Below are 23,623 nucleotides of genomic sequence, written 5' to 3' on the forward strand. Positions count from 1 at the left end.
CGAAGCGCTCGGGAGAACTGGCGGTGCGAGTCATCACACCATCTGGGCGCGATGTTGATCCGGCGTGAGAAGGCGGGCGGAAGTTGCTTTGAACGCGGCGCGCGGACCTTTCGAACACAGCCCTTTTTTATATCCGGCCCGCCGTGTCGTACGCGAAGGTGCCGTCATTGCACCGTCAGACCGGATGATCCAACGCACTGACCGAGGCGACAGCGATTGTGGCTGCATTGCCGCATCGTTGATCAGCTTGCTTCATGCAAACAGACGAGGACAGCACGAAAGCCTGCTCCTAGCGTGGGACTGGCTGTTGTGTGTTCAGGGGCGATGAAACCGGCCATGGAAACCGCGGATAGGGTCAGCTGTTTAACGAGATTGGGATCGCATCCAGGAGCGACAGGATGAGTCCGCATCTGGTTTGCGTTGGCGGCGAGGATCATAGACTAAGAATCCCGTTTCTTTTGGCGCTTCGCGAAAGGGGTTTTCAAGTCACTGCCGTTTCGAGTGATCTCGGAGCCGCCTTCTCACCCCATGGCATTGCCCATCGCCGATTTGGGTTCGACCGCTTTGGCAGCGGCGGTGCAGAATGGGGTGCTGTCAGCGCGATCCGTGAACTGATGTCCGAACTGCGTCCGGACATCATTCAAAGTTTCGACACCAAGCCCAATATCCTAACTCCACTGGCGGTGCGCGGGCACGTTCCCGTCGTTCGCACCATCAACGGGCTTGGTTGGACATTCTCGTCGCGGGAGCCGCGGGCCCTGGCATTGCGTCCTTTCTTTTGCGGCCTTCAGGGGGTGGCGTCTCGTTGGACAGCCATGACCGTCTTCCAGAATAGTGATGATCAGGCCTTCTTCGAGCGCTACCGGCTGGTGGCTCGCGGCAAAGGGCGACTGATCCGGAGTTCTGGCATCGACCCCGATGCATTCTCGATGGCAAGGTATCGTGGTCCTTCGGCTGCCACGATGCGCGAGGAACTTGGCCTACAATCGGCCCAGGTCATAATATTTGTCGGTCGGCTCACGCGGCAGAAGGGGATTCCAACCCTCATCGAGGCGGTTCCTCGCGTTATCCGCGAGAGGCCCAACGCGCGTTTCGTACTTGTCGGCCCGCAAGACTCCGAAGGTCCGTTTGCCGTCAGCAGAGCCGATATCGAGCGCCATGTTCCCCACGTTGTCGCATTGGGGCCAAGGCGCGACATTCCAGCCCTCCTGGGGATGGCGGATCTGTTTGCGTTTCCGACGCAATATCGCGAGGGAATTCCGCGTGTCCTGCTGGAGGCGGGATTGTCCGGATTACCGATCGTCGCCTCCAACATGCCGGGCTGCAACGATGTGGTTGAGGATGGCTGGAACGGCTATCTCGTGGCGCCGCGCGATGCGGATGGCTTGGCCTCGCGGATAGTCGATATTCTTTCCGACCCCGCCCGTGGCAAGACCATGGGGAGCCGTTCCGTCGGATTCGTGCGGGAGCGGTTCTCGTTGTCGTGGGTCATCGACCAGTATTGCGACCTGTACAAGACAATCCTGGGTGGCAGATATCGCAGCAGGCTTGTTCAAGCTGCGCAGGCGAATCCGAGGGAAGAGGCGGTGCCGAGCCCCCATCGACTGGGCGAGGCGCGGCAATGATGCGTGATGCGCTTCTGGCCTTCGGCGTCGCGATGTCCTACGCGGCGCAACTCAGCATCCCAGGGCTGCCCTTCGGCTACAGCGAACTGTGCCTCACGCTCTGGATAATGCTGTCGATGACGCGAATCCTTGCTGGCGGCCAACTGGAGGTTACGCCGGCACTGGCTAAGCTTGGGCTTTTCTGGCTGATCCTGGCGCTTGCCATGGGCGTGGGTTACATCATCGGTTTTCTGACAACCACGTTGTTCCTGGATCCGTTGTTGCACGACACGCTGGCCTATGTGCTGTTGGCGTGCGTCACCTGTCTGGCCGCTGCGGAGCCCAACGCGTCTTTCCGTTTGCGTCGTATCGCCTGGTGGATGGTTGCTGTCGCGAATGCGGGCTTCATCATTCAGGTAGGGCTTGGTTTCGGCTGGCTCCATCAGGCTGGGGTCGAACCCTGGTACTGGGACCGCTTCTGCGGGTGGTCCGACAATCCGAACCAGCTTGCGCTCTACTGCGCCCTACTCGGTCCACTGGCCTTGCATCTTGCCACAACCACCAGCAATAAATGGGGAAGATGCCTTGCCCTATGCAGCCTCATATTCACCGTTTACGTCGGAAGGCTGACAAAAAGCGATACCTACCTTTATACCACGGTCCTGGCTTGTCTGATCCTTCTCGGGCTGCGGGTCCGGGCCTGGCTGACGAGCGACGGCAATAAGGCGAGCCTTTCAAGGCAGCTTGCCGTCCTGATGGCCGTTGGCTTCCTGCCGCTGGCCCTGTCTATAGCGCCCTATGCCCTCAGCGAGGCCTCCAGCGCCGAAGACTTCGCCAAGAGCCTGACCAAAGACAAGGGCGGGGAAGCGACTGCCCAAACCGCGGCGCTTCGCCTCTACCTCTGGAATGCAGCCTTGGAGAAGGGGGCACGATCGGGATCGCTTGGACTGGGTCCGGGCCCGCACCTAGATAGTCCCCCCGTGGTCAATCAACAGTTTTTGCCGCGGCCCTTCGAGGCGCACAGCACCATCCTGGATCTCTACACTCAGGGCGGCCTGATTTCGGTTCTAGCCCTGATGTGGATCTTCGGCTCGGCTGCGTTGTCCGCCTGGCGGGCGAAGCTGGACGCTCTGGTGGCGCTCGTGGCATCGATCGCCGTTTTCAGTGCTCCGCATTTGGTCATCCGCCATCCGATCGTGTGGTTCTGTCTGACCCTCTGCCTTGCCGCTGGGACGCCGGAAGCGACCCCCGCGATTGTTCGCCAGAGGAGATGCTAGAATGTGTGGGATCGCCGGAATTTTGTTGGCGCCCGATGCAGCCAACGCAAGTGCGCTCAGGGCCATCGGACCGATGGCGACGGCGCTTCGTCATCGCGGACCTGACGGTGAGGCCTTCTGGGTGAGCCGTGAAGGGGGGGTAGCCTTCGGCCACCGGCGACTGGCCATCGTCGACCTGTCCGAAGCGGGTCGCCAGCCAATGCTCTCCGCGAGCGGTCGGTATGTCATCACCTTCAATGGCGAGATATACAATTTTCGCGATCTGCGCCGTGAACTGGAAGGGGCGGGCCATCATTTCCGCGGCGCCAGCGACACGGAGGTCATGCTGTGCGCGATCGAAAGCTGGGGCCTTGATGCAGCCCTCGCGCGCTTCGCTGGCATGTTTGCTTTCGGGCTGTGGGACCTGAAGAACCGAACGCTTCAGCTTGCCCGCGACCGAATGGGCAAGAAGCCACTCTATGTCGCCTTAACACGTGACGCGCTTGTCTTCGCCTCGGAGTTGAAGGCGATCACTTGCTTCCCAGGGTTCACCCCGGAACTCGATGTCGATGCGGCGACGACGATGGTTTCCAACGGCTGGGTGCCGGATGACCGTTGCATTTGGCAGGGCGTGTTCAAGCTGCCGCCTGGTTCAATCCTGTCGGTCACTGCGGCGCAATTCGCCGACGCCCGCGGCACCGGTTCGCTTGAGCATCGCATTCACCCTTGGTGGTCGCTGGCCGATGTCGCCAGCAAGGGACAGCGCGATCCGATAGCCGCCAGCGACGAGGACCTCGCGACCGAGCTCGACAGCCTGCTCCGCCTGGCCGTCAAGCAACGAATGATTGCAGATGTGCCGCTGGGCGCCTTTCTGTCGGGCGGGATCGACAGCTCGACTGTCGTCGCCCTGATGCAGGCACAGTCCCGAAACCCCGTTCGGACGTTCACCATAGCGTTCGGGGAAGGTGGGTTTGATGAAGCTCCCCATGCGGCCGCGGTTGCTCGGCATCTGGGCACCGATCATACGGAACTTCATCTCTCGCCGGCTGCCGCGCTTGAGGTCATTCCGGAGCTGCCCCGGATTTGGGACGAGCCGTTTGCCGATGAATCGCAGATACCGACGCTGCTGGTGTCGCGCCTCGCGCGGCAACACGTAACCGTGGCGCTTTCAGGCGATGGCGGCGACGAGTGCTTCGCAGGCTATTCTCGACACTTCCTGGCAACCCGCCTCACAAAGCAGCATGAGCTGCCATTGTCATTTCGCCGGCTGTTGGCATCGGGGGCTGGGTTGCTGGCCCAAGCCTCTCAGAAAGATATCTTCGGCAATCTGCCGCTTTCGGCGAATATGCGGCATGGCTTGCGCGGTGACCGCCTGGCTCGCCTTGCCCGCCTGCTCGCGGCGCGAGATGAGGACGAACTCTTTCTGCAACTGACAAAATCTTCAGCCAACGACCTTGTTCATCGCAAGCCGTCGACAGCACCTACCGACACCACAAAGCTCGACGGCCTGCTCTCGCGTCTCCTATTCGCCGACATGACAGGCTATCTACCGGGCGACATTTTGGTGAAGCTCGATCGAGCCACCATGGCCAACAGCCTCGAGGGGCGATGCCCGATCCTGGACCATCGCGTCGTTGAATTCGCCTGGCGCTTGCCAGCCCGTGCCAAAGTCCGAAACGGGAAGGGCAAATGGTTGCTTCGCCGACTGCTTGATCGTTATGTACCACGCCGACTGGTCGACCGGCCCAAGCAAGGTTTCGACGTTCCGGTCGGGACTTGGTTGAAACGGCCCTTGCGCGGCTGGGCAACCGATATCATTGCCACGATCGGCCGCTCCGGGGACGGGGTCATCGACCGTGAGAAGGTCGACGCATGCTGGCGCAATCATCTGCATGGAAGCCAAGATAATTTCCGCGACCTGTGGCCGGTGCTCATGTTTCAGGCGTGGCGCAACGAAGCCATGCGGCCATCGACGGTCGCCACGCACCCTTCTTACCATATCGAACTGACAGGGGATTGAGATGGAAGGTTCCATAGCCAACCGCGCCCGGCGTCCGCGCGCCAAGCAGATGGAAGTTGGGACACTTGAAACCAATCTGCGCTTGATGCGGCCGCCACGCGAGCCAACGCAATCGTCACCCTTCCACCAGCTCGTCATCATCCTGACGACGCGAAAATGGTTCTTGCTTGCCATGGCCCTTCTGGGCGGCATCCTGGCCGGACTGGCAGGCTTCACCCGCCCGGTGCTGTTCGAGGCAACGACCCAGGTCATTATCGATGCCCCGAGCAGCAGTGCTTCGGGCGGCGTGGCATCCGCCCAGGACTCGCTGGAATCGAACATCGATGATCATCTGACGATGCTCTCCTCGCAAGGCCACCTGCGTCGGGTCCTGGCAGCACTCCGCAAAGCCCAACCAGTCGACGGTAACGGAAAGACCGTCGTCAATGCCGTCCCGCCCGCGGCTGGCTCGTTCCTCATCGATCTCCTGAGCAGGGCCTGGAGACAGGATAACAAGGTGGCGGAAAATCCGGACGCAGCGGACGCGCCCGAACTGAAGGCGCTACGCAAGGGAATGAGGGTCGGACAAGAGCTGCGATCGCGCGTCATCACCATCGGGTTCACCGATCCAAGTCCGGCGCGTGCGGCACTTGTCGCGAACACGTTCGCCCAAGTCTACATTCAAGATCTGGTACAAAAAAGCCGAGCATCGGATCAGGTTCATCTGGATTCGATAGTCGCCAGCCTTCCGCAAGTACAAAGGGATCTTGTCGAAGCGACAGATCGGCTGGAGACATACCGGCTCACGCATGGCGCCGTCGATCAGACTGCGGCCAACAACGCAGCCAGTGAGACAGCGGAACTCGGCCGGCAGATATTCCTATCGAAAGCCAGTCTTTCCGCGTCGGAAGCGCGCCTTCGCCGTATTGAGGACCTGCGCAAGGCGGGCGCCCCGGTCACGGCCATCGCTGAAGAAATCGGGTCGCCCGTGTTGACGGACCTGGTGACACGCCAGTCGGGTGCCGCCGCCGACGGCGATCTGCGCAACGCGATCGCCCGCGAAATGGAGCAAAGCGTTGCCCGAATCGCTGCCGAGGCAAATGTCTACCGGTCCCAGGCTACGGCTCTTGAAAGTCGCAAAGCGATGCTCGACGCGGCCGTGGCCGACACGGCGAGCCAACTTTCGGGGCTGCGTTCCCTTGAGCCTCGGGTAGCCATCGTGACGCAGCATTACAACGAACTCCTGAGCCGGCAGCAGGACTTGACACGTCGCATCGCCGCTCCTTCCCCAGGCGTAGCGGTCCTTTCGACCGCCTGGCCGCCGTCGACCCCCATGACATTGTCGCCAATTTTCCTGATTCCCCCCGGCATGGTCGTCTTTGGTCTCATGGGGGCGGTCATTGTCCTAGTCCGCAACGGTTTCAACCAAACCTTGCGCAGTGAAGCCGAAGCCGAGGCCGAGCTTGGGGTCCCGTGCGTAGGACTGCTTCCCAGGGTTGCGGGACTTAATGCCAGAAAGCTGCGGCATCTGGTTCTGAGCCAGCAGAACTTGCCGTTCAGCCGCGCCGTGACTTCGCTGCTCGTCACTGCGGCGCCAACTCAGGGGAAGGGGCAGCCGCCGCATATCATTCTCGTGACGTCCAGCATCCAGGACGATGCCAAGACCGAGTTGGCATGGAGCCTGGCGCTGGCGGCAACGCGGCTGGGAGGAAGAGTGCTTTTCCTCGATCTCGATCGCAAGGATGTACGGCTCACGAACGGGTTTCGTGGTGAATTCAGCACCGACAAGGCCCGGAACTCCTTCGGCGACTATGTGAATGAACGTTGCGTGCTGAAGGATGCAATTACGAGGATGCCGGAAATCGGTATCGACCTCATGGCCGCTCCAGCACCTTCCGATGATCTCCTGACGCTTCTGTCCACCGTCGACAAATGCCAGTTCACCGAGGAGCTGCGTTCGGCCTACGACGTGGTCATCATGAACGGTCCCCTGGGCCTCGGGGGGCCTGAAACCAGGCTGCTTAAGCGCTGGGCCGATTCGGTGCTTTTTGCCGTTCGCTGGGCAAGGACGAGGCGCAGCATTGCCCGTGGTGCTCTGGATGCAATAGGGGCCGGCGGATCCGCCACCGTTCCAGTAGGGAGTGTGCTCACCCGGGTGAACCTGAAGAGGCTAGCCGGCTCCAGGCTCGGAGACAACGCCGATCTTCTGTTGGAGAGGGTTTGAAGATGCGTGTGCGATCTTCAACAGAAGCTCCAGGGAGCGATCGCGCCCCTAAATCGAGCCAGCTACACGATGATCATTGAATTTTTCGGACCTCCAGGATCCGGCAAAACAACCTTCGCACATGCGCTTGCGCAGCAGCTGCGCGGGAAAGGCTATCACGCCAAGGTCGCTCTCAGCTACAAGCCAAGCACCAGGGCCGCCAAATATGACCTCGGAATCTTGCTATTCATATCACGGATCGTATCGGCGATATTTTCAACCTCCAGAATACTGCTTTTTTCGGCAGGGCGAGCCGATGATATTTCCAATTCCTTTGCAATGGTGAGGATGATACCGCCAAGAAACCGAATTTGGCGCGCGCGAATCTGGCGATACATCCTGCACCTTTCGCGTTGCTGGAAGTCTGCTGAGCAATCGCCCGAAATTATAATTTTCGATCAAGGATATGTTCAAGCGATTGGTTCGCTTGCGATGTTTAATGGGAGCACCAACCCCAGAGCGCTGGAAAAGGCGCTCAGCCTCGCACCGGCGGCCGATCTCACCGTCAGGCTCTTGGTGCCAGCTGCGGTCGTGGAAAGTCGCCTTCGTCGGCGGATGGAGCTTGAGCCGCCGGCGGAACGGATTTTCGAGGCCGACTTGAACGTGAACATGCGCTCGTTCGCCGTTTTTGAAGCGATGCATGACCTCCTGACAACATCTGGCCGGGAAATCATCTCCGTCGAAAACACCGATGGTCCATCGACCTTTAAAAGTATTTGTCGGATTGAGAGACAAATACTTTCTGCATTGTCGCGCTTCGATAGGGCGGTCAGCGAAAAGCAAATTGAGTTGCCGGCTCATCGCGCAGATGTAACTGGTTCAGCAACCGCACCGCCGCGCAACAAGGACATGGGCTCGCGGCTCGCTTGGGCAAGCATATTCGCCCTGCTGATCTATATTGGTGGCGCTGGTTTGACCAGTCTTGCCCAGTTGGCAATTGCACGCCTTATTGGACCTCACAACTACGGCATCTATTCCTACGTTCAGGCTTGGACGTCAGTGCTCGCCTATCTGGCAACGCTTGGTTTTAATGTATCATTGTTGCGTTTCCTCCCGGCCTATAGGGCCAGTGGCAGGCTTGATCTGGCCCGCGGCGTGATAAGATTTGCGCTGCAGAGATCGCTGATAGCGGCAACCTTGTTCGGGATGATCGGCGCTGCGTCCGTCCTGTTCCTTTCAGATCCAACGGAAAGAGGGCTTGAGACAAGCATCGTGCTCGGCATGATGGCTGTGCCCTTGGTTACGGCCTATGCTCTCGGAGCCACGCTTGTGCGTGCTTTCGGCGGCGTTGTCTCGGCGTTGTTGCCGGAGCGCATCATGCGAGACGGGCTCCTGCTCGTGTTGGTAGCGCTCCTGGCATTGTCGGGATTTCGAACAGTGGATGCGCCCTCGGTGACGCTGGCGGTGCTTGTGAGTTCCGCTTTCACAGCGGCGCTGGTGTTCATCATCGCTAGGAGGTTTGAACCACCCGGCCTGGGACACGCCAAGCCAAGTTATGCCTCGAGGGAATGGTGGCTTGCCGTCCCCCCGCTCATGCTCATCACTGGGCTCGATGTTTTCGTCAGTCGGGCAGGAGTCCTGGTTTTGGGCTGGACAAGCCATATTGCTGAAGCGGGTATTTTCGCGCTGGCCTTGAATGTCGCGATGCTCGTGGGCCTGTCCCGTATCGCCGTGGCAACCATGTTTTCGCCAACAGCAGCCGATCTCTACGTCAGAGGCGATCGCAGAGGCCTACAACAGCTGTTCGCGCGCGCAACCCTGCTTTCTGCTGGCGGTGCCATCCTGGTGGCCGTCCCAATGATGGTGATAGTCGAGCCGTTCTTGAGCTATTTCGGTGAGGGTTATAGCGCGGGAGCGCCGATCGCACGGGTTCTGATTTTGGGATATGTCTTTGTCGCGCTGTGCGGGCCCCAACAGAATCTCCTGACCATGACTGGAAATGAATGGGCTGCGGCAACGACGATGGTAGCGGGTGCAGTGGCCAATATAATTGCCTGTGCAGCCGGAGTTGCGGTGTACGGCCTGCTTGGCGCTGCGGTGGGTGTGGCACTTGCACTGAGCATCTGGAGCATTGCCATGGCCGTTTATATCCGCAAGCGACTGAAAATCATGCCAGGCTTGGTTTTTGCCTTGCTGTCGATGAGGCCGAGCGCGGTCGATGCCCGTCAATGGCATTGGTTCTTGAGGGCGAGCAAATGAGACCACTGTTTTCGCTACGGTGATCGCCGTCGTTCGGGCAGGAAGTCACGAAGCCCGGATCGCACAAAGGCCATAGGGCTGCGCAGACGCTTCGGCGTATACCTGTTCCGGACACCCGCGTCCCCGCGGGCAGCCGATACTTTGCGGGCGGTGTCCGTCATTTGAAGGATGCATCAGTTTCGGAGGTGCACCACGGTGTGCTCACAATCTGCGGAGCATCCATGGAACAAGCCCGAATGGCGAGCGCCTCGGCGCCTGCAGTGCGCCGTCGCTCGGAGAGATCGACGCCTGTCGAGCGCAGCCAACGCGAAACCCTCACCCAGGTCCAGGTCCTGCGCGCCCTCGCGGCTAGTTCGGTCGCGCTGCGACACGCCCAGCATGATGCGGCCACCCTGGAATTACAGGCCGGCCGCACCTTTCAGAGCTGGAATCCGATACCATGGAGCGCTGGAGTCGATATTTTCTTCGTGATTTCCGGGCTTATCATGGTGCATACGTCGCGACAGCTGTTCGCAAAGCCCGGGGGCGCGCGTCTCTTCATTTCCCGCCGGATCGCGCGAATTGTCCCGCTATATTGGGCGCTCACCTCGCTCTACATTGCGGTAGCGGTGGCCGCCCCAAATCTTCTCAACCAGAGCTACGTCGATTTCAGGTTTGTAGTCGAATCCTACTTATTCGTTCCGGCCAGTCGCCCTGACGGCGTCGTTCAGCCGGTCTACGAGTTGGGTTGGACGCTCAATTATGAGATGCTGTTTTACGTGCTGTTCACGGCGACGATCGTGCTGCCCATGCGGTGGGCAGTTACGGTCCTGCTCGCGATCCTGGTTGGGATGGTGCTCTCGGGCGCTCTTGGGGCTCCTTTGCCTGAGCCCTGGGGTTTCTGGACCAATCCGATCATCCTCGAATTCGCTTTCGGCGCGATGATCGGGGTCATGTGCGCCTCAGGCCTGCGGCCTTCCGGCCCAATCAGGGCCTGTATGGCCGCAACGGGACTGGGTGCCCTGATGCTTGCGGCGGCGTTTCCCGATATCTCGGCCGGCTTTGGTCGCTCTGTCGTGTATGGCATTCCGGCGTCTCTAATTGTTTGGAGTGCTGCCTTGGCACCGCCGGGTAAACTGAGGCATGACAGCGTGGCGGCGAGGTGGGCCGCTGGCGTTGGCGATGCGTCATACGCTCTTTACCTCATGCATCCATTCGTGATCCGCGCCATGCGCATATTGTTCTGGCGTACAGGGTTGATCTTTGTGCTCGGTCCGTGGGCCTTCATCGGTTCGGCCTTGGCGATAACCCTCGGCGTGGCATTTATCACCCATCGTCTGTTCGAGAAGCCGCTCACCCGCTATGCGCGGCGCCTTTTGGGGGTCGGGCACAGTACAGGACGGCAGCTTGGGCCCCTTCCAGTGCCGGCGTATCCCAAGACAGATTGAAGGCGAGCCGCCACCCTGTCACACCAAGGAAATGGCGGCGTTGTGCTCACTATGCCGTTGCCGGAAGGCCAGCTGGTCGCACCTGCCCCACAGGGCGTGCATGGAATTCCCGATACCATTCCACGAAACGTTGCACGCCGTCCTCCAGTGTTGTCGCCGGTGCGAAGCCAACGGCGCGGCGGAGGTCCCTGACATCGGCGCGGGTTTCCAGGACGTCACCTGGCGGTAAAGGTACGTTGACGCGAACGGCGCGGCGACCAAGGGCCGTCTCGATGAGCGCGATCAGATGGTTGATTTCTTCCGGCCGATCATTGCCGATATTGTAGAGCCTATATGGCGCCGAACTGGTGGCAGGATCGGCAGCGCGACCGTCCCAACCGGGATCCTGACACGGTGGTTTGGCGAGCACGCGAACAACCCCCTCTACGATGTCGTCGATATAGGTGAAATCCCGCCATACGCGCCCGGCATTGGCGATTTCGATCGTTCGGCCCTCGGCGATGGCATGGGTGAAAGTATAGACTGCCATGTCGGGCCTGCCCCAGGGGCCATAGACGGTGAAGAAGCGCAGTCCGGTTACGGGGAAGCCGAACAGATGGCTGTAGGAATGCGCCATGCATTCGTTGGCGGCCTTGGTGGCGGCGTAGAAGCTCACCGGATGATTGGCACCATGATGCTCGGAAAAGGGTATGCGTCGATTGGCGCCATATACGGAGCTCGACGAGGCATAAACGAGATGGCTGACGCCCGCGTGTCGGCAGCCCTCCAGAACGTTGAGAAATGCGACTATGTTTGACTCCACATAGGCATGCGGGTCGACGAGCGAATGACGCACCCCGGCCTGGGCGGCCAGATGCACGAAGTGCGATGGCTGGAATTCGCAGAACAGCGCTTTCACCAGCGACCGGTCCGCCAGGTCGAAGCGCTTCGGCGTGAACCTCGGCTCGGCGCAGAGCCGTGTAAATCGCGCCTCCTTCAGCTTCAGGTCGTAGTAAGGCGTGAAGTTGTCGACGCCGATGACCTCGGCGCCGAGCCGCAAAAGGCGTGACGCAACATGAAATCCGATGAACCCAGCGGCGCCCGTGACGATGATCGGCCCCGTGTGCGTAAGGGTCGACGCAGCACCATCCTGCAGCCCGTGAACGATATCCGCCAGCTTGTTGACCTTCGAATCTGCTTCGGCCATGGCAAGTCACTCCCGTTTCCAGGTTCCGCGTTCCGCGCCATCTCGGCAGCGCTTGAACGATCGGAAATGGCGCCGCCGGCCTTGTGATCTACGCGACAGCGCGCTCAATGCGGGCCGCCGCTGTCTGAATCAAAGCGGATGCAGACAGCAGTCGATTTCTCATGGCAAAACCGAAATGCGCCCCAAAAGAGCCACTAGTTCCGCCTGACGCCTCGTGTCGGTCTTGGCGAACAGCGAGGCGAGCTGAGAGCGAATAGTCGTGCGACTGAGATGCCAGCTACGGGCGATCTCCAAGGGCGCGTCGCCATGGGCGAGGCGTAGCGCCAACTGCGTTTCCGCGCTGGTCAAACCGAACATCCTTTGCAACGTGCGAGGGTTGGCCGCCGATTTGTTATCCCGGTCCAGCAATGCGACGACGGTTGTCCCGTCCGGTGTAACGACGCCCGTCTCGTTCATGGTCACCGGCCTGTCGCCTCTGCTGTGGATCACTACCCATGAGAGTGAGCCCGGCTGGAGGTGGACCGGAACATTCGCGACCAGCCGCCTCAACCCGGCAGCAAGCTCGACGGCTGTATCAGTTGCTTCGCCCTGGCGTGCGAGGGTGTCCCGAGCGGCAGCGTTCCATTCTATTACTTTCTTGTCTCGGTCCAGGACGAGATAGCCGCAACCCATACGATCAAGCATGCCGGTGATGGATTCCAGGCTGCGTCGTCGAGATCCGCCGACCCTTGCGTCCGGCCGGTCCACAAGGCTTATCGGCCTTTCGTGGCGGGTATCGTTCAATACAATGTATTGCCTGCCTGCAAGCGCATCGTTTCGCGTTTCAATCAGTGTCATCGCTTCCACCCAACCCATTGCTACTGACGCAAATCAAATCTGATGAAGTTGCTGCTTCAACTTGAATTTCCACATACTGCGAGAAATCTGCGAATGGTTTTTCCGCAGCGTCTCTTGGATATATCTTTCTGAAGAGCGCTCCTGACACCATGATTTTATTCGCCGGCAAAGTCATGGCAATCGGGCATTGGGATTAGGTGCCACCCCTTCGGCCTAGTCTCGACGGACTAGACCGAAAGTTGTAGTCTTTGCGCATGGGTTCGGACCTGCGCTGGCTCAAATCGAATGTGTCGAGCACTACGTGGGCTCATCTAGCTTCGCTTTTGGTGTTTGCAGCATCGATAGCATTCGAGGCGATAAGTACGGTATATGGCGGCCAGCCGTTGCCGCTTGTTGCGTTTATCCCCATAACCGTTGTCATCGTGTATCTTGAGGGCCGTTTTGTTGCCATCGCAGCAACGCTTCTGATGGCGGTCGCCGGCTTGTGGATGCGATACCTGTTGGACGGTCACCTCACTGGTGGAGACTGGACCGGGGCCGTCTTCCTTCTGGGTTCGGGTAGCCTGATCGCAGCTGTGTTCCACCGCCTGCGACAAGATCTGCATGGTGCGCTCAGGGTGGCAGAAGCGAGGCTCGGTGCCATCGACGCTGCCGCCTTGGGCTTTGCTAATACCAATCGCCATGGCGAACTGCTGCAGTCGAATAGACGGCTTTTGGAGATGACCGGCTACGCGCACAAGGAACTTGCCCAACTCAAGCTGGAGGAACTCATTGTCCCCGACGATCGAGGTACTGTGCGGAAACTTTTGGAAGATTTGGGCAATGGGACCGCGTCTGCTACGGATATCCGCGTTTTGCGCAAGGATGGCACGGCATTCTGGGCTCACCTGGCCCTGTCTTCGTCGCGGCCGGAAGAGGCGCCAAATGAGAGCGTATTCGCGGTGATTGACGATATTTCCGAGCGACAAGCGGCACGCGAGGCCCTTCGGGCTCAGAAGGAATGGCTCGATCTCGCCGTATCTGCCGGGCGCCTGGGCACATGGCAAATAGACATTGAGGATGGGACAGTCGCCGGCTCCGGCAAGTTCTGGGACATCCTTGGTCTGCCTCCGGCCCCAGTCCGCCGCTTGGAAGAACTCTCGGCCGTAATCCATCCCGTCGACTGGCCGAAGTTGTCCGCCTCGGCAAAGCCTTCATCGGCATTGAACTTTGACGTCGAGATTCGCGTCCGGCAAGTGGATGGTCACACACGCTGGATTGCATTGCGTGGACGGCAGGAAGAGCACGGCGACCGCAAAATGCGCATCGGGGTGGCGGCGGATCTGACCGAACGTCGACAAACAACTTTGCTTCGCGCCGCCGTAAAGAGACGCGAGCGCATAATGCGCGAAGAGCGCCATCGGTTCAGCAATGTGTTTCCAGTGATTAGAGCTCTGGTCAACATGATCGATATTCCCGACAATGATGTTGCCAAATACAAGGAGATGTTGATCGATTGGATTCGAACACTGGAGGCGACCCATCGCATCCTTTCTCGTCATGCCAACCTGTCAGGGATGCTCCATGAACTCGTGGACCGGGAATTGCAGCCCTTCAAGGAGACACGCGACATTACGATCAGTGGACCTTCCCTCACTGTGCCAAGCGGCGCCGCCGAGGGCTTGGCGATGATCCTTCACGAGTTGACGACAAACTCGGTGAAACATGGTGCGCTGGGTGACCCGAATGGCAAGGTCGAAGTTAAGTGGCGATTTGCATCCGAGGACGAAGGTGACGACCTCGTGTTCGATTGGGTGGAATCGGGCCGACGGAAGAGTTCAAAAGTCGTACGCCGCGGGTTCGGGTCACTGATAATCGGTGTGGACAGCACGCCGCTTGTCGGTCATTCCCCGAATATGGAAATAACCGAAGATGGCCTTCGATATTCGCTGCGTGTATCGCGCAAAGAAATTGAGGAATTTGGATTGCAATAGAGCCCCTCCAAGTCGAAGCCGAATTGGCCAATTAACCGATGGTGTGGGCCCTTTGCTGCGATTTCCTGCAAGCAAACTCGGGCCGGTTCGAGGGGCATACGTCAACTCGCCTGTCTCGTCAGCCAGCTTTGGAGCAACACAGCTGCTTCGGTACGGTTTCTAACCCCAAGCTCACGCAGCACGGCTGCGGCATGGATTTTCGTTGTCGCCTCGGCAATGTCCAGATTGCGGGCAATCTCCTTATTCGAGTACCCCTCTGCCATCAGCTTGAGGACGTCCTTCTGTCTAGACGTCAGCCTAGCGACGTCGCCCGAGCCCTCGTGCCGGCGGCTGGCATTTTGAACCGGAGGTGGGGGGGCATGCGATCTCTGGTCGGCAGACGTTCGAGATAGGAGAGATGGCACATAGATCCGGCCAGCGAGGATTTCGTTTACAGCCAGCACGACTTCTTCGTCGCTCTGCGATTTGACGATATACCCGTGAAGTCCGATCGAAAGCGCGGTCAGTATCTCCGAGCGGGAATCATCCCCGGAAACGATCGCAAAGCGAGTGTCAGGATAGGCAGCCATAAAGTCGCTGAGCACTTCCTGATGGAACAGCCCAGGCATGTTCAGATCGAGGATTGCAAGATCGATGGACGCCTGCTCCTCTAAAAGATTGACCGCGGCATCGAAACACGAAGCTTCGAATATTTCGGCGCTTGGAATTCCAGCCATGAGTGCCAGCCGGAGACCACGCCGATATAAGCCGTGATCGTCGGCAATGACGATCCGAGCCATGCAACTACCCCAACGCGTTACTCGGTTCCCGACGAGAAAACCCGCTGGAACCTCCCATTCGCCTATGATCGACAATCCGTGGTGGTCCTAAAATGGCGGCCATCCACTGGTCAACGCATCACAGTGATGTCCGCAGCGTCCCATCCACGCACATCCAGAACGTCTAATATAATACTAAATTGCGAAGCTCATCCATAGATTTTTAACCCTGGCGTGCGGTGCCTGTCGGCAAAACGATGCCGGTTTCCCATCTCTGGGCCCAAAGCCAGCTGTTCAGGACCATCGTAATCATGTGGCATCTGTTATGTCGCCACCCGCTGTCGCCGGACCTGTAGGCCGGTCCGGCCCTGGCGGATCGCAGCTTTCTTGAAAGCAACTGCTTTCGTTTTATCGGCGTCATGATCAGTGCCCAATCGCGCTTCTGTAGGCTGTTGATCTCGTGGCCATCTAATACCTTGAACGTTTTGAATCCCTGCCATTCGAATGCACGACGACAGCCGCCCCGGCTGTCACATACCTTTTCGCATATGATGTTCGGATTGCCGCCGAGGTTTGGCCGGATTTGAGGGTGTGCCCTGGCCGGACAATGGAACACCGATCCCGAACAAAGCCAACTGCAGATCAGGAGGATCGAATGAAAGCGGTGATTCAATGTGGTGGGATGGGTACGCGCCTTCGACCGTTTACATCGGTCCTGCCGAAACCATTAATGCCGATAGGGGCCAGGCCTGTTCTTGAGTTGCTTTTGAAGTGGCTGCGGCGCAACGGCATTGAAGAGGTATATATTACGACAGGGTATCTAGGACATTTGATCCGGAGCGTCTGCGGCGACGGATCGCAATGGAACTTGAAGATCAAATATACCCAGGAAATGGAGCCGCTCGGCACCGTCGGACCTCTCTCTCTGATTAGGGATGAACTGAACGAAACATTTGTCGTTCTGAACGGCGATGTCCTCACAGATCTAAGCCTGAGCCGGTTTGTAGCCGCGCACCGCTTGCATAGGGATCCCGTTACGATCGCCACGGCGTGCCGTCATATCAAGATGGACTTCGGGGTCATCGACGAGATCGACAATACCGTCCAGCTCTTCCGGGAAAAGCCGACGCTTTCCCATCTCGTCAGCATGGGGATTTACTGCATGAACCCAGATGTCCTGCGGTTCATTCCGTCCGGGATCCCATTTGGGTTCGATGACCTGATGCTGCAGATGATGCAGGGCGGCACGACCGTGCATGTTTACAAGCATGACGGTCTTTGGCTCGACATCGGTCGTGTCGATGACTTCCAGAATGCACAGGCAATTGCCTGGGAAGATCAGTCGTCCTCAATCGAGGTCGCGGCTGCCGCTGCAGCCGCATGAAAGTCTGATGCAGAGGTCTAGCCACTAACAAGGCTTTCAGGAGGTCAAGATGCTCTTGGTGAGCGCCCCGATCCTAGGCGTGCCAGAGAAGGCAGCCCTGTCGCAGGTGATTGATAGCGGCTGGCTTACGATGGGGGACAGGGTACGAGAGTTCGAACAGGCCTTTGCCAGCATGCATGGCGCGCGAGATTGCGTCGCGGTTGGTTCCTGCACCGCAGCGCTCCATCTTCTCCTCCATGCTTTGGGCATCGGCCCTGGCGACGAAGTACTGGTTCCTTCGCTGACGTTCGTGGCGACGGCGAATGCGGTGCTGTATGTAGGGGCGACGCCGGTCTTCGTCGATATCGAGTCCGTCGACGTGCCGTTGATCTCGGTTGCGGAAGCCGAAGCGCGGTGCACGACGCGCACGAAAGCGGTCATTCTCGTTCACTTCGCCGGGTATCTACCCGATCGGGAACAATGGCAGCGGTTCGCCCGGCTTCGCGGGCTGCATATCATCGAGGACGCTGCGCACGCGCCCGGGCTTAGGGAAGTCGGGACCTTCGGCGCCGCGGCCGCGTTCAGCTTCTATGGCAACAAGAACATGACAACGGCCGAAGGGGGCGCCGTGATTGCACGTGACCCCGATCTGCTCGACAGGGTTCGCCTGGCCCGCGGGCACGGAATGACCACGGGGACGCATCAGCGGCTGAACAGTCGTACGCCGCAATATGATGTCACGATGCTCGGGTTCAACTACCGAATGGACGAGATGCGAGCGGCAATAGGGCTGGTTCAGTTGCAGAACCTGCAAGAGTGGAACGAAATCAGGCGTATCATAGCTGTCTTGTACCGACGCCTGATCGCGGACCGTTGCCCAGCTATTGTCATTCCATTTAGCGAACCCCGGACGTCGGCTTACCACATCATGCCGATCGTCCTGCCGCGCTACGTGAGCCGGCAGGATGTCATCGACGAGTTGCGGACACAGGGCATACAAACCACCATCCACTACCCGCCGGTGCACCAAATGACGTTCTACCGCGAGCGCCTTCCCGGCGTGAGTTTGCCCCACACAGAGGATTTCGCTCAGCGAGAGCTCACAATTCCGCTGCACCCCCAGGTCACTTCCGCCGCCGCCGAATCAGTCGTGGCTGCCCTGGCAGCCGCGCTCAAAACAGGCGCGCTCAAAGCAGGCGCCCAAAGAGGAACTGCTGCATGAATGCGTTAGACCCTGCCTTTCACCGGATGTTCGTTCCAAATCCTGATCACGGCTTTGCGAGACGCGCAATCGATCTTGCGGTGGCGGGCATCGCTACCGTCGCATTGGCGCCATTGATGCTGCTGATCGCCGGAGCGCTTCTGCTCGAGGGCGGTGGCTCGATCTTGTTCGCTCAGACCCGCATCGGGGCCGGCGGCCGAACCTTCCGCATGTACAAATTTCGCAAATTCGGTGTGAACTGCGGCTCTCAAGGCCTTGCGCTGACGGTCGTGGGCGATACACGCATGACCACCGTTGGCCGCTTTCTCGCAGCGACGAAGCTGGACGAACTACCGCAGCTGTGGAATGTCCTCAAAGGCGAAATGGCGATCGTCGGTCCACGACCCGAGAGCCTGGCTTTCGCCGATTGTTTCCGGGGCGAGCTTAGGGCCGTGCTGCAATACAAGCCAGGCCTGCTGGGTCCAGCCCAGGTCGTTTTTCGGCACGAAGCACATTACTTCCCCCAATCCGTGGATCCGATCGTGTTCTACCGGGAGGTCATGTTCCCCGCCAAGGCAACACTGGACCTCTCGTATTATCCGCGACGCACCATCGTCTCCGACCTCGCGTGGATGGTGCGGGGAGTGCTGGCAGTGGTCGGTTGGGTTCCGGTACCGCCGATCGACGTTTGAATATCCAAGGGAAGCGTTCCAAACAGCCAAGGGAATGCGCAGTGATGAGCTACAATGGAAAGAAAGTCCTGGTGACCGGCGCGGACGGATTCATCGGTTCGCATGTCACGGAGGCGCTTGTTCGCAACGGGGCAGATGTCACAGCCCTTGCCCTTTACAATTCCTTTGACAGCCATGGATGGCTAGACGATCTGCCGGACACCATCCGCAGCCAGTTGAGGCTCGTCCGTGGTGACGTCCGCGACAGTGCGTTCCTTAACCGGATCATGCGCGGCCAAGCCGCGGTTTTTCATCTGGCGGCGCTTATTGCGATTCCATACTCCTACGCCGCCGCCCAGTCCTATGTGGAAACCAACATCTTAGGCACGGTGAATGTCCTCGAAGCGGCGCGCCTATGGGAGACGGAGCGGGTGATCCATACCTCGACGAGCGAGGTCTATGGAACTGCCCAAACCATGCCGATCGGCGAAACACACCCCCTGCAGGGACAGTCACCATATTCGGCATCCAAAATCGGCGCCGACATGATGGCGGAGTCCTACGCCAGGTCGTTCGATGTCCCTGTGGTCATCATGCGACCCTTCAACACGTATGGCCCGCGCCAGAGTGAGCGCGCCATCGTGCCGACCATTATCCGGCAAGTCCTCGACCCGAAATGTCCTGCGATCATGGTCGGGGATACCAGCCCGATCCGCGACCTGACCTATGTCGAAGACACCGCGACAGCGTTCCTGACCGCAGGTCTCGCCCAGCTCGAGTTCGGCCACGCCTACAACGCTGGCAGCCAACGCGCTGCGACCGTCTCGGACGTATTGGCCATTGTTCTTGAGTTGACCGATTGCAAAAAGCCGGTCCGTCGTGATGAAAGCCGCCTGAGGCCGCAAAATTCCGAAGTTCGCGCCTTGCTCGCCGATTCCTCGCGCTTTGAACGTGAGACTGGATGGCGGACACAGACCAGCCTGCGCGATGGGCTGGAGCGAACAATCACGTGGTGGCGCGAGCGCCTTAGTGAAGGCCGGGTACGGCGCGAAGTGGGTTACATGACATGACCCTGGGCGGCCGTCATGCGTTGGCGCTGTTGCTGGCTGCCGGTGCCATATCTCCCAACATCTACGTTGCCGGCGGCCGTCAAAGCAAGGCAGCGGAGGCGGCGGCCACAGCGGTTGTGGACAACCTGCCGGGCTATGTGCACGAAACAAGGGATCCTTGGTCTGGCATGGTTTTCGCACGGATCACCAGACCGGGCGTTCTCGGCCGGGCAGGTGTATGCGGGAAGAAGTACTGCACCCACCGTTACTCAAGCGCACAGGCTTGGAATGCCGACCAGAGCCTGCTCCTGATCGCCAATGGTTGCGGTGGCCTGTGCTTTCTCGACGGACAAACCTACTTGCCTTTGTTCCACCGCAACCGCGCTACCGAATGCGAATGGCATCCCACTGATCCCGAGTTGATGATCTGCGTCGGGGGCCGGCAGATTGCGACATGGGCGCCACGTACCGATCATGAGGACGTCGTGTTTGCCTCCGCAGCGTACTCCAACCTCAAATTTGGACCCAACAAAGGCAATCCGAGCCGCGACGGCAGCCGGATTGCGGTGCGTGCAACGAACAATGACGGCAGAGCGGTGGTCTTTGGCTACGATCTAAAGCTACGGCAGAAATTCCCCGATATCGATCTTGCCGAATTCCCGGGAACAACCGGCTCCTGCTCAATCTCACCACTCGGAATCAACATATTGTGTTCCCAGCAATTACCGGACGGAATCGAAGCGAGTTTCGTCTTCTCCATAGACGGCATATTGCGCCAGAAGTGGATGGAGCACCATCGACCAGGCCATGGCGACATGACGGTCGATTCCGACGGAAGCGAAATCTATGTCGGGATCAGCAAATCGGATCCTGACAAATATCAGGTGATCAAGCGCCGCTTGGCTGATGGCAAGGCTACCTCGCTGATGAAATATGGCGAGGCCATGCATGCGTCACTCAGGTCGCTCGGCAGGCCCGGCTGGGTGTTTCTGAGTTATGGCGGCACGCCAGCCGAACTATCGCAGCACCCGGATTGGGCGCCTTACGCTCAGCAAGTCATTGCGCTGCGTCTAGACGGCAGTGGAGAGGTCCGCCGTGTCGCAGACACGCACAACGCGCCCTTCGACTACTGGAGCGAGACGCATGCCTCTCCGTCTCCAGACGGCACCCAGGTGGTCTGGTCCAGCAACTGGGGCGTGCCCGGTGGCCCGGTATACGATTTCGTTACTCGTGTTGAATGGCCTTTGAAGCCGGTGTTCGACCGGAAGGAGATTGTCGCAAATGACCTTCAGTAGACGATACGTTCTTGGCGCAGTCGTGATGATGTCGCTAACCTCGATGGCTTGCGCAGGCGAGGTCGAGCCCTATCAACTGTCACCTGGCGATACGGTCGAGATAGGAATAGCGCCGATCCCTGATCGGACGCAGCGCGCCGTAGTCCAGATGGATGGCAATATCGCCCTTCCGGAGGCGGGGATGATCATGGTCGCAGGCCTGACGGCGTCTCAATTGCAAAGGCGAATGCAAGAGCTCTTGCCAAGCAAGATTTTTCACGTGCGTCTGACTGATGGGCGGGAGCAGACAGTTACTGTCGAGCCCGACGATGTCACAGCAATCATAGCGGACTATCGCCCGATCTATGTAACGGGCGATGTGCTCACCCCAGGACAACAGGCCTACCGTCCGCTCATGACTGTACGGCAGGCGCTGGCCGTTTCCGGCGGCTTCAGTTTTTTGCGATCACGGGCGGGCCAGGCCGGGCCTGATCCGGTCGATCTCAAGCGCGATTACGAAATGCTCTGGGGAGATTACACGAAAGAATACCTTCACGCTGCCCGCATTCGCGCCGAGCTTCAGGGCCAGGCGGATTTCGACAAGAAGACACCACAGGGATCACCTCTTTCGCCGAGCGTTGTAGCCGCGATGGCTCAGGCTGAAGCAGAGGCGCTAAAGGTTGCGCTGAGTGATTTCCGGCAAGAGCAGGATTTTCTGGAGAAGGGCCGGACGGACGCTGCCGAGCAAATTGGCGTTTTGCAGAAACGCGAACGAGTCGAGGGCGAGAGCGTGAAGGCGGATGAGCAAGATTTGGCGCGAGTGACGAAGGCATTCGATGCAGGCAATCTGACCAACACCCGGCTCGCGGATGTCAGGCGCGCGTTGCTTTTATCTTCAAGCGGCGCGCTTCAAACCTCGGTCGAACTGATGAGGGCGCGGCGCCAGCAGGAGGACTTTGTCAGACAGCACGAACGCAACGACAATCAAAGGAGGATTGGCCTGCTGACGGATCTGAAGGACACCAACGCCCGGCTGGCGGATGTCACCGCCAGGCTCCATGCCGCCAGCGAGAAGCTGCAGCCGACCGGAGCATCCACACAGCCATTGCCGATTGCCGGCGAAACGGTACGGGCCCAGGTGACCATCGTGCGCAAGATCGGCAATGAATGGCGCAAGCTGTTGGTTGACGAAGATGCGATTGTGCTGCCGGGGGATACTCTCGAAGCCAGATTCAGCAGTGAACTGCAAAGTGTGGCAGTCCAATAGGGCGTCAGCGCAGTCCGTGCGGAGCTTACTGTTCTATCGGGGGGGCAACCCAATTGAACGGAGATCCAAGGTGAGGCGCATTTTCAACCAGGGAGCGACCCTGACACCCTCAACGAACGCGGATCAGATGACGCAGTCTGCAAGTTATGCTTCCCATATGCCGTCAGCGCGAATTGTGCGGTCCAGGTCGCGCGCCGGTGAGTCCGGAAATTGGCAGGAATTTACGTCCAGCAAGGAGAGCAATGCGCAGGGCGGCTGGGTGTCGGACGGCTATAGGACCAGCCATTGCGCGCCCGGCTACGGCCTACATTACAACAAAACGCACAGTTCCGGCTATTATGGCGCGCTTTGGGAGAACATCGAAAAGCCCCTGATCCTCAACGTTCTTCGCCCCTTGAGCGGAGCGAGCCGAAACTGCCTCGATTTCGCATGCGGAACAGGTCGCATCGCCGAGGTAGCCGCCGGCCTCTTCAGCGAGGTGGTTGGCGCCGACGTTTCCAGAACTATGCTCGACAGCGCTCAAGTACCGCCCAATGTGAGTTTGCGTCACGTCGACGTGACAAGGGAGAAGTTGGGTATGACGTTCGATGTGGTAACCGCATTTCGTTTTTTCCTGAACGCAGAGGATGAACTGAAATGGCATGCACTGAAAGCGATCAATGAGCACCTGAAAGATGGCGGGCGGCTTGTGTGCAACGTTCACATGAATGCGACGTCGCCCGTCGGCCTGGCGTGCCGGCTGCTCAATCGAGTGTCTGGACGCACAATTCGCAACACGCTGAGCGCGGCGAGGTTCAAGGCCCTCCTGACTGCCTCGGGATTCACCGTCGAGCAGACGATACCGTACGGTTACCTGCCTCGGCCGGGAAACCTGTTGCCAGGGTTCTGTGAAATGATGATGCAGCCTGTCGAGAAGGCCTGCAGAAGGCTTTGCGTTCCTGGCCAGCTGGCGCAACACTTCCTGGTTGTTGCGAGGAAGCGCTAAAGCGCGAAAATGCCCCGAAAAAGGGCAGGGGGTGGTTTTCTTGGGCCGCTCCGCCCGGCATGAAGCCCCGCCCAAATACCATGGAACGGCAGTTTTCCCCCGATTTGACATGTGGGTTCCGGGTTTCTGAGGGCAGCGCCACGATTTTGCTACATTTTGACTAAAGTCCAAGCATGTTAGTGGGGCGTAATATTAGAAGGCTAAGGGGATACGCTCCTGAACAGCAAGAGATTGTCGGTGCCCAGTGGGGCCAGTGAGCTTGCGCAACGATCTCTCACGGGAGGTCGAAGCCTATGAACCCTGGTGGAAGG

17 protein-coding genes are annotated in these 23,623 nt (G+C 59.2%); 14 read left to right on the top strand and 3 right to left on the bottom strand.

What is annotated here, in order from left to right:
• Positions 1-398 precede the first annotated feature (398 nt).
• The 6 genes from NKI37_RS25695 to NKI37_RS25720 all read left to right on the top strand — a co-directional run bounded on the left by NKI37_RS25695 (position 399) and on the right by NKI37_RS25720 (position 10,748).
• Positions 399-1,625 carry a glycosyltransferase family 4 protein gene (locus tag NKI37_RS25695; RefSeq protein WP_023670892.1) on the top strand — a complete coding sequence of 409 codons (1,227 nt, stop codon included), beginning with the start codon at positions 399-401 and terminating at the stop codon, positions 1,623-1,625.
• Positions 1,622-2,881 (top strand): O-antigen ligase family protein, encoded by a 1,260-nt coding sequence (locus NKI37_RS25700; RefSeq protein ID WP_352794588.1) that lies wholly within the window; start codon positions 1,622-1,624, stop codon positions 2,879-2,881. The genes NKI37_RS25695 and NKI37_RS25700 overlap by 4 nt, the downstream gene beginning before the upstream one ends.
• A 1-nt stretch (position 2,882) precedes the next feature.
• Complete coding sequence (gene asnB, locus NKI37_RS25705; protein ID WP_352790172.1) at positions 2,883-4,880, top strand: asparagine synthase (glutamine-hydrolyzing); 1,998 nt, start codon at positions 2,883-2,885, stop codon at positions 4,878-4,880.
• A 1-nt stretch (position 4,881) separates the two neighbouring features.
• The gene (locus tag NKI37_RS25710) at positions 4,882-7,083 is read left to right on the top strand and encodes a GumC family protein (RefSeq protein ID WP_352790169.1); all 2,202 of its coding nucleotides are present in this window, start codon (positions 4,882-4,884) and stop codon (positions 7,081-7,083) included.
• Between the two features lie 69 nt (positions 7,084-7,152).
• The gene (locus tag NKI37_RS25715) at positions 7,153-9,321 is read left to right on the top strand and encodes a polysaccharide biosynthesis C-terminal domain-containing protein (RefSeq protein ID WP_031200192.1); all 2,169 of its coding nucleotides are present in this window, start codon (positions 7,153-7,155) and stop codon (positions 9,319-9,321) included.
• 221 nt (positions 9,322-9,542) lie between these two features.
• Positions 9,543-10,748, top strand: a complete 1,206-nt coding sequence (locus NKI37_RS25720) for an acyltransferase family protein (protein WP_081731308.1) — start codon at positions 9,543-9,545, stop codon at positions 10,746-10,748.
• Between the two features lie 49 nt (positions 10,749-10,797).
• Here the strand turns inward: NKI37_RS25720 and NKI37_RS25725 are convergent, their stop codons facing one another.
• Positions 10,798-11,934, bottom strand: coding sequence for an NAD-dependent epimerase/dehydratase family protein (locus NKI37_RS25725; RefSeq protein ID WP_352790166.1), 1,137 nt, complete (start codon positions 11,932-11,934; stop codon positions 10,798-10,800).
• A 159-nt stretch (positions 11,935-12,093) separates the two neighbouring features.
• Positions 12,094-12,771, bottom strand: a complete 678-nt coding sequence (locus tag NKI37_RS25730; RefSeq protein ID WP_023689781.1) for a helix-turn-helix transcriptional regulator — start codon at positions 12,769-12,771, stop codon at positions 12,094-12,096.
• Positions 12,772-13,025: 254 nt separating this feature from the next.
• Between NKI37_RS25730 and NKI37_RS25735 the strand changes: the two genes are divergently transcribed.
• Positions 13,026-14,744: a PAS domain S-box protein gene (locus NKI37_RS25735; protein ID WP_352790164.1), complete on the top strand. Its 1,719-nt coding sequence runs from the start codon at positions 13,026-13,028 to the stop codon at positions 14,742-14,744.
• Positions 14,745-14,845: 101 nt separating this feature from the next.
• Here NKI37_RS25735 and NKI37_RS25740 read toward each other — a convergent pair whose 3' ends face one another.
• Complete coding sequence (locus tag NKI37_RS25740) at positions 14,846-15,523, bottom strand: LuxR C-terminal-related transcriptional regulator (RefSeq protein WP_023681040.1); 678 nt, start codon at positions 15,521-15,523, stop codon at positions 14,846-14,848.
• Between the two features lie 634 nt (positions 15,524-16,157).
• On the opposite strand from NKI37_RS25740, the gene NKI37_RS25745 reads away from it, so the two are divergent.
• The 7 genes from NKI37_RS25745 (at position 16,158) to NKI37_RS25775 (ending at position 23,312) form a co-directional block, all read left to right on the top strand.
• Positions 16,158-16,886, top strand: a complete 729-nt coding sequence (locus NKI37_RS25745; protein WP_023681041.1) for a nucleotidyltransferase family protein — start codon at positions 16,158-16,160, stop codon at positions 16,884-16,886.
• Between the two features lie 49 nt (positions 16,887-16,935).
• Positions 16,936-18,087 carry a DegT/DnrJ/EryC1/StrS family aminotransferase gene (locus NKI37_RS25750; RefSeq protein WP_023711225.1) on the top strand — a complete coding sequence of 384 codons (1,152 nt, stop codon included), beginning with the start codon at positions 16,936-16,938 and terminating at the stop codon, positions 18,085-18,087.
• A complete protein-coding gene (locus NKI37_RS25755; protein WP_023681043.1) occupies positions 18,084-18,758 on the top strand; it encodes a sugar transferase in 675 nt (224 codons plus the stop codon). Before NKI37_RS25750 ends, NKI37_RS25755 begins: the two co-directional genes overlap by 4 nt.
• Before the next feature lie 44 nt (positions 18,759-18,802).
• Entirely contained in the window at positions 18,803-19,807 is a 1,005-nt protein-coding gene (locus NKI37_RS25760; protein ID WP_023681044.1) for an SDR family NAD(P)-dependent oxidoreductase, read from the top strand.
• Entirely contained in the window at positions 19,804-21,081 is a 1,278-nt protein-coding gene (locus NKI37_RS25765; RefSeq protein WP_023753035.1) for a hypothetical protein, read from the top strand. The genes NKI37_RS25760 and NKI37_RS25765 overlap by 4 nt, the downstream gene beginning before the upstream one ends.
• On the top strand, positions 21,068-22,327 hold the full coding sequence (locus tag NKI37_RS25770; RefSeq protein ID WP_023701104.1) for a polysaccharide biosynthesis/export family protein: 1,260 nt from the start codon (positions 21,068-21,070) through the stop codon (positions 22,325-22,327). The genes NKI37_RS25765 and NKI37_RS25770 overlap by 14 nt, the downstream gene beginning before the upstream one ends.
• A gap of 70 nt (positions 22,328-22,397) precedes the next feature.
• Positions 22,398-23,312 (top strand): class I SAM-dependent methyltransferase, encoded by a 915-nt coding sequence (locus tag NKI37_RS25775; protein ID WP_352790161.1) that lies wholly within the window; start codon positions 22,398-22,400, stop codon positions 23,310-23,312.
• Positions 23,313-23,623 lie beyond the last annotated feature (311 nt).

The organism is Mesorhizobium sp. M0626 (genome assembly GCF_040320665.1).
Classification (GTDB): domain Bacteria; phylum Pseudomonadota; class Alphaproteobacteria; order Rhizobiales; family Rhizobiaceae; genus Mesorhizobium.

Excerpts from the sequence above, each read along its gene's own strand:
- NKI37_RS25695 (WP_023670892.1), top strand. The coding sequence starts at position 399 with ATGAGTCCGCATCTGGTTTGCGTTGGCGGCGAGGATCATAGACTAAGA.
- NKI37_RS25700 (WP_352794588.1), top strand. The coding sequence starts at position 1,622 with ATGATGCGTGATGCGCTTCTGGCCTTCGGCGTCGCGATGTCCTACGCG.
- asnB (WP_352790172.1), top strand. The coding sequence starts at position 2,883 with ATGTGTGGGATCGCCGGAATTTTGTTGGCGCCCGATGCAGCCAACGCA.
- NKI37_RS25710 (WP_352790169.1), top strand. The coding sequence starts at position 4,882 with ATGGAAGGTTCCATAGCCAACCGCGCCCGGCGTCCGCGCGCCAAGCAG.
- NKI37_RS25715 (WP_031200192.1), top strand. The coding sequence starts at position 7,153 with ATGATCATTGAATTTTTCGGACCTCCAGGATCCGGCAAAACAACCTTC.
- NKI37_RS25720 (WP_081731308.1), top strand. The coding sequence starts at position 9,543 with ATGGAACAAGCCCGAATGGCGAGCGCCTCGGCGCCTGCAGTGCGCCGT.
- NKI37_RS25725 (WP_352790166.1), bottom strand. The coding sequence starts at position 11,934 with ATGGCCGAAGCAGATTCGAAGGTCAACAAGCTGGCGGATATCGTTCAC.
- NKI37_RS25730 (WP_023689781.1), bottom strand. The coding sequence starts at position 12,771 with ATGACACTGATTGAAACGCGAAACGATGCGCTTGCAGGCAGGCAATAC.
- NKI37_RS25735 (WP_352790164.1), top strand. The coding sequence starts at position 13,026 with ATGGGTTCGGACCTGCGCTGGCTCAAATCGAATGTGTCGAGCACTACG.
- NKI37_RS25740 (WP_023681040.1), bottom strand. The coding sequence starts at position 15,523 with ATGGCTCGGATCGTCATTGCCGACGATCACGGCTTATATCGGCGTGGT.
- NKI37_RS25745 (WP_023681041.1), top strand. The coding sequence starts at position 16,158 with ATGAAAGCGGTGATTCAATGTGGTGGGATGGGTACGCGCCTTCGACCG.
- NKI37_RS25750 (WP_023711225.1), top strand. The coding sequence starts at position 16,936 with ATGCTCTTGGTGAGCGCCCCGATCCTAGGCGTGCCAGAGAAGGCAGCC.
- NKI37_RS25755 (WP_023681043.1), top strand. The coding sequence starts at position 18,084 with ATGAATGCGTTAGACCCTGCCTTTCACCGGATGTTCGTTCCAAATCCT.
- NKI37_RS25760 (WP_023681044.1), top strand. The coding sequence starts at position 18,803 with ATGAGCTACAATGGAAAGAAAGTCCTGGTGACCGGCGCGGACGGATTC.
- NKI37_RS25765 (WP_023753035.1), top strand. The coding sequence starts at position 19,804 with ATGACCCTGGGCGGCCGTCATGCGTTGGCGCTGTTGCTGGCTGCCGGT.
- NKI37_RS25770 (WP_023701104.1), top strand. The coding sequence starts at position 21,068 with ATGACCTTCAGTAGACGATACGTTCTTGGCGCAGTCGTGATGATGTCG.